The organism is Moorena sp. SIO4G3 (genome assembly GCF_010692305.1).
GTDB classification, from domain to species: Bacteria; Cyanobacteriota; Cyanobacteriia; order Cyanobacteriales; family Coleofasciculaceae; genus Moorena; species Moorena producens_A.
Window position 1 is genome coordinate 1 of sequence record NZ_JAAHIG010000454.1, and the last position, 6,390, is coordinate 6,390.

The following is a 6,390-nucleotide window of genomic DNA, read 5'->3' on the forward strand; positions in this document are numbered from 1 at the left end:
TAAAATTAGCCCCTGAAATCAAGAGATATATAGAAGACTAAATGAGCTAAAAGTGATCTAAAAAAATCGCTGCTTAATCTTAGCCATACATAAACCTACATCAACTGTAGGGGTTAAATTAAATTATTACTATCTATATTATACTACCCATAGAGTTGATAATTGATTGATAAGGCTAAACTAGAGAGATTGCTCAGCCACACCAGCCTGTCAAATTATACTCATACTACTTATGGTCACACTACCAGAAGCAGCCCATCAGCTAGCAGAAAAGCGTTGCCAACAGCAATCTAATCTGGAAAAAGCCGAACAGGTTTATCTCAATATCTTGGCGGTGTATGCAGTTAATGATTATTTACAGGGTCTAGAATTTGAAACTGATTTATACTCTAGTGATAGCCATAATTCGATCATGCAGACATTCCTAGATGTGGGTGATTTAGTGGTTAAAAATTATGGCAAGCTCGAATGTAAACCAGTCTCACCAGATGCCGAGTTTGTTTACGTCCCAGAAGAAGTTTGGCAAGACAGAATTGGTTATATAGCGGTGCAACTGAATGACTCCTTGACAGAAGCAAAACTGCTGGGATTTGTGGAAAATGTTACAACTAATGAGTTACCGTTAAGGCAGTTGCAGCCGATGGCATATTTTCCAGAATACCTTCAGGATTTACCCAGAAAATCCACCGATAGTCGAGAGGTTTAATGTTGAAGGTTTTCTGTCAGAAGGCAGAATGTAGAATTAAGAATGTAGAATTAAGAATGTAGAAGGCAGAAGGCAGAAGGCAGAAGGCAGAAGGCAGAAGGCAGAAGGCATAAGGCAGAAGGCAGAAGGCATAAGGCAGAATTCCAAATTCCAAATTCTAAATTATACATTCTAAAAGGTTGAAGGTTGTTTAGTAGACCTCTCCAAAAACTTGAAAGTATCTCAGTAACTGCTTTTCAGCCCTCAAATTGACCAAGTCAATTTTACGTTGAATTAACGCTATAATAGGCTTTACGAAGCTATTGATGTTAATTTAGCACCAAAACTATGAGCAGATAAAACTTCAATTGTTTCAGCACTTTCAGAGGCTTTTGTTACTTGTAATACTAAGGCTCCTGTTCTCAATCTTACTAAACCGCATATTGTCAAAATCACCTCAGAATATTTACTAGAATTTAGGCGAAACCTTTCTCCTGCTATTTTAAAAATTTTCACCAATCTAATTCCGTGTTCTACAAATATTCTGTTTGAAGATAATAGCTTGTTATATTTCTTTTGCTGTGAGGTTAATTCACCATTTTTTGGTTTTTTATGGGGAGTTTTTATTTGTTCTTCTCCCACATAAGCTTTGTCTCCACTCAGTCGTTGTTTATCATCAAATTTTTTTAAACTTTCCCGACAAATATTTATATCACTTTTGGGGCCAGGTTTGCCCACGACTACGTCCACAATATCTTCCCCTTTTGGCAACACAATAAATGGGTTTTTAAATGTATGACTTTTCTTCTTCCCAGAATAGAATTTTTTTTGATGATGATAATTTGTTCGCGTAGCGTGGCCTACGGCCAAAGGTCTTTCCCTGACTTGTTCAGCGCTATCTACTATTAACTCATACTCAGTCAAAGCTTCCCGAATTATCTCCGACTCTTCTTCGCACTTTTTTACTTGTTCTAATAAAGAAGCTGGTAGAGCTTCCCTGAAAAGAGATTGCCAGTAGTTAAAAGTAGAGTTTGCTGTAGATTCACTCACCTGAAACTGTAGTCCTAGAAGTTGAAAGTTTATGTGATGTCGTAAGTAAATTAGCGATGCAGCAAGGGAACAGGGGGTTTCCCCCATGAGCGACTGCATCAAGACAACGTCAAAACTATTTGGTCTTCAAGTGATAATTTTTGTGAAGCACCTCCCCCAGGCTTAATTAGCCGGACTTTTTGATTTTGATTTTTTTCTTGATGTTGACGATGTAATAACTTAGCTTGTTCTATCAGTTGAGAGAGTTGTTCATGATTTATCCCTAGCAATCGTTTGGTTTGTTTAGGATTTTTCTGGATATAATTCCAAGTATAACTCATGGATAATATTACTAAAATTAATCTGTTATTATCCTCTTATTTTACCATAAATTTATTTGTTGGAGAGGTCTAGTGCGTAGGGTGCGTTAGGGGCGGAAAGCCTCGGATTTTTCGCCTCGTAGCCAGTGTTGGGATAGTCCGCCCCGTAACGCACCACCAAAAAGCTCACCCTCATTTTCTGTCGTTGCTGAATCAAGGAATGAATATCAGTGGTGTGGGCATCCTGCCTGCGCACAAATGAAACGGGCAAGATGCCCATTCCACAGCCAGATGCCCATTCCACAGCCAGATGCCCATTCCACAGCCAGATGACCATTCCACGGCAAGATGCCCATTCCACAGCCAGATGCCGATTCCACAGGTGCGACCCGTGGCGAATTTAATAATTAGATGCGGAAAGCGCACCTAAAAACTCTTATCATTTCATTATTAAGCAACGCCAATCGGGTTGCTTGGCACTGCCCACCCTAGGATTAATCACTTGGGATCTCCGGATCAGAATTGACCCAAACGATTGATGTTTGGTCGGCAGTGCATCGTACAGATTCACAAAGCTTGCCCATCGGGTTGCTTGGCACTGCCCACCCTAGGATTCTATAATTCTGGCAAAAAATAAAGTTTTGTAAATTAACCCATAAAAATGTGAGCTCAGCTAGATAAGTAAGCAGGTCAGTCTTTCTAATTGATAGCGATGAAAGAGCAAATTAGGCAGCTGGTATGCCAAGTGCAAAGCTATCCACGGGATACTCAAGAGCGGCAGCAAGCTTTAGGAACACTGGTTAAGCAAATTTTGCGATCGCGTAAAATTTGCCGCCCATCCAAAGGTCAACCTCTATCTGGTATTTATCGAGATATTTTGGAGGCAGTGCAGAAACAGCTAACCCAGGATCTAGAGCAGACTATTGATAGGTATAGCCCACAATTTATTTCTGACAGAGAGTGGACATCTTGGCGAGATATGGCCTTTAAAAAGGTAATAGATAACTATCGCCTTGAACAACTCGCCATAGAAGCGCAAGGACAAAAAACTCATACTAAAGAACGACTGTATGCTTTAACAGAATTAATCAATGCTTTGCAAATTTCCGGCAAACTGTACCATCCCCCTGGCTTTTCTATTGATGTTTATCAAGATGCAGTAATTAGAACCTTAGGGTTTGTATTTCAAAACATCAATGTCTACAATCCTGACAAGGGCAAATTTCTGAAGTGGGTGAATTTTCGTCTTTATGTGATGTTACAAGAAGTCCGCAAAGAACTTAACGAACCCTTTATACAATCTCAATACAACAAAGTTTTTAGAACTCAATCTGATTTGAAACGTCTGATTAAAAAGACAAAAAATGATACGGTTTTGCTTTGGTTTCAGCTAATCCTTAAAGGGAGAATTACAGTAATAGATCAGGGATGGCAAGTTTTTTATATCCTGATTGTCTTATTAAACTTATCCCAGTTACTAACCAAAAAACCAATTTATGTCAATACATTATTGTTCGAGATGGCTCAAGCATCTCTCCCTTTATTATCAACGTTATCTGGACTAAATAAAAAATTAATTACTATCGAAAATATACCACAATCGGAAATAGATATTCCCTTGTCTGAAAAAGTAAGACAATACATTGATGAAGACCCTGATCGGCTATTTCAAAAGCATATTAGAAACCATCCTGAAGCAACGTTTCAAACTATCGCTTTAGCCTATCTAGACGGAAAAAAATGGAAAGAAATATCTAAATTATTCGGAATTAGTGTTCCTACACTAAGTCATTTCTACCAACGTTGTCTTAAGGAAGTAGCTCCTAAGATTAAAAAGTCTATACAGGAATAGTTGGCATAAAATCATTATAATATCAAGATAATTAACCCAACTTATACTAGTTTAAAATATACTAGGGTGTTTGCAAAGATGTGATTGATTTAACTTCGACATTCAGCTAAATGGGCTCAGGCTGCTTAATACCGTTTCAGGGATGTTAAAAATTAAAAGGCGCTGGGAACAGGGAACAGGGAACAGGGAACAGGGAACAGGGAATTAAAAAGCTTTTTAGTAAGCATATGCGCTACTTGAGGTGCGTGCGCGTTCAGCCGTCAGCCGTCAGCCGTGAGCTAAAGGCTCACGCGTGCGCGTTCAGCTTTTTGGCACAGGCTTCTACGCTGGGACTTCACTCAGATTAAACCAATGCTTACTTGTTTTATTCAAAAGCTGAGAGCTGAGAGCTGAGAGCTGAGAGCTGAGAGCTGATAGCTGATAGCTGATAGCTGAATACTTACGCTTTTTACATAGCGCTGCATCCTTTTTTTTAAGTATTTTTAAATCAAGTTAATTTTTACCTATCAAAGAAAAAAATGATAGGAATTTATGTTACAGTATTGGTAGGCTGATTTTAGGGAATTGGGATAAGACCAGAGCATCCCAAATTAACATTTATTAATCAAAACAAACTCAATACTATTTTGTTCAGAAATATTATTCACCTAGGACTTAGGATGACTAGCTAGATTATGCTCCTACGTTAGGGAATACTATGATTGGACTCAGCACAGGATGTAATCATGACGTCTACCATTAAGTCGTACATTAAACCCTTAACCTTTAAAGTTCCGCTAGCTTTAGCAGCACATCGCAGAGCAAAGGAATTTCAACAGCACCAAGCTAATTTGACTAAAGCCAAACAGGTTTATTTCAATACTCTGGCAGTGTATGCAGTTAACTTTTACTTGCGGTGTATGGGATTTGAGACAAACTTAGAGGAAAGCGACAGTTGGAACCCAGTGATGCAAACCCTGATGGATGTTGCGGATCTGAGTGTGAAAAATCATGGTAAGTTGGAGTGTAGACTTGTTTTACCTGAGGCTAAGTGTGTCAAAGTTCCAGCAGCAGTCTGGCAGGAACGAATTGGTTATGTGGCGGTGGAGCTTGATCAAGCATTGGAGGAGGCAAGTCTGGTAGGATTTGCTGATACAGTGCTAACAGAAGAATTACCCCTCAACCAATTGCGAACCCTGAAAGAGTTACCGCCACACATTAGAGAGTATCGGCAATCTCCCCTATCCCAGGCAGGGGCAAAGCAGTGGAGCCATAGTCATGGTTTCAAACCCAAGGTCTTGTGTACCGATGGTTCACCGTCCAACACTATGCAAACACACCCTACCCAACAACAGCAACCACAAAATCAGACACCAGTAGTGCGATTAAGGCAGTGGTTAGAGAATAGTTTTGAGGCAGATTGGAAGACAGTGGAAACTATCTTACCGCCAGCACCGGAGCCAATGCTTGATTTCAGAAGTTTCCCCTTTGATCAACCTAGTAAAGGATTGCATACTACCGTGGGAGTAAAACGAGGTAAGCTACTCGGTTCGGAAATTGCCTGGGGTGCCGAGAAGGTGGCTTTATTTGTGGAGCTACATCCAACGGATTCACCCAAAATGAATATATTCATTGAACTCTTTCCTCCTGGTGGTGCAGACCGTCTTCCCAAGAATCTACAGATTATGGTGCTGGATCACGAGGGAATTGCGGTGATTCAAACCCAAGCCAGAGAGACGGAAAATATTAAGTTGCAAGTAAGTGGTGAACCGGGAGAACATTTTAGCATTAAGTTAGTTTTGAATGATGTTAGTATTACAGAAAATTTCTTAATCTGACCTTAGGGGGGATTGTGCTACCAATATGCTTCTTAAACAAGCGCCTTGTTTTAATCAGATTATTAATTAGATATCTAGCATTTATCAAATAGGTGAGGTACATTTTGGGGAGTAGGGAGTAGGGATTAGGGATTAGGGATTAGGGAGTAGGGAGTAGGGAGTAGGGAGTAGGGAGTAGGGAGTGATCCATGGGAAAATTGAATGTACCTCATTAATATGATAAGCACTACCCTCGTCTTATAAGTGTTGTGAAATAGTTCATCCCAAATCCGGGATAACCCTTTTTTAATTTATCCCACGCAGGTGGATTTGGCTCCTATAGTCGCGACGTCTAGTCGTCAGGGATAACGCTTATAACAGGGGATTTGGTATGATTATAGAAAAGCCCGAGTAACCAGGGCTGGTTTTTTATTGAGAAACTGACTCAGGGAAAGCATCGTCTATAAATCCATCCCTATTGCATAAAATTTATTAAAAAGTAACGGGTAATGGGGAAGATTGTTATCGATTACTAATACTTAATACCTAATAACTAATTACCAAAAATGGGAAAGTTAGTTGTCCTGAGTCTAGATGGTGATTCCCAGCAGCAGGGGTTTCAGGTACGCTTAGAAATTGGTGAAGAAGGGTCACGCCCAACACTCGAAATGACAGGTTACTTGCCTGCAGCTTCAGAACTGACTACTA

The 6,390-nt window shown here is 39.8% G+C and carries 6 protein-coding genes; 3 read left to right on the plus strand and 3 right to left on the minus strand.

Annotation, left to right across the window (positions count from 1 at the left end; translation table 11 throughout):
* Positions 1 to 232 precede the first annotated feature (232 nt).
* A complete protein-coding gene (locus F6J99_RS39715) occupies positions 233 to 706 on the plus strand; it encodes a DUF1822 family protein (RefSeq protein WP_293121655.1) in 474 nt (157 codons plus the stop codon).
* A gap of 291 nt (positions 707 to 997) precedes the next feature.
* On the opposite strand, the gene F6J99_RS39720 is transcribed toward F6J99_RS39715, so the two are convergent.
* Genes F6J99_RS39720 through F6J99_RS39730 form a run of 3 tightly spaced genes read right to left on the minus strand, consistent with a single transcriptional unit; the run spans position 998 to position 2,395 of the window.
* Complete coding sequence (locus F6J99_RS39720; protein WP_293121657.1) at positions 998 to 1,822, minus strand: transposase family protein; 825 nt, start codon at positions 1,820 to 1,822, stop codon at positions 998 to 1,000.
* 11 nt (positions 1,823 to 1,833) lie between these two features.
* Positions 1,834 to 2,055: a hypothetical protein gene (locus F6J99_RS39725; protein WP_149031169.1), complete on the minus strand. Its 222-nt coding sequence runs from the start codon at positions 2,053 to 2,055 to the stop codon at positions 1,834 to 1,836.
* 52 nt (positions 2,056 to 2,107) lie between these two features.
* The gene (locus F6J99_RS39730; RefSeq protein ID WP_293072378.1) at positions 2,108 to 2,395 is read right to left on the minus strand and encodes a hypothetical protein; all 288 of its coding nucleotides are present in this window, start codon (positions 2,393 to 2,395) and stop codon (positions 2,108 to 2,110) included.
* A 351-nt stretch (positions 2,396 to 2,746) separates the two neighbouring features.
* Between F6J99_RS39730 and F6J99_RS39735 the strand changes: the two genes are divergently transcribed.
* Together F6J99_RS39735 and F6J99_RS39740 are read left to right on the plus strand one after the other, a co-directional pair.
* Positions 2,747 to 3,886, plus strand: coding sequence for a hypothetical protein (locus F6J99_RS39735; RefSeq protein ID WP_293121660.1), 1,140 nt, complete (start codon positions 2,747 to 2,749; stop codon positions 3,884 to 3,886).
* Between the two features lie 725 nt (positions 3,887 to 4,611).
* A complete protein-coding gene (locus tag F6J99_RS39740; RefSeq protein ID WP_293121662.1) occupies positions 4,612 to 5,703 on the plus strand; it encodes a DUF1822 family protein in 1,092 nt (363 codons plus the stop codon).
* The last annotated feature ends 687 nt before the right edge of the window (positions 5,704 to 6,390 follow it).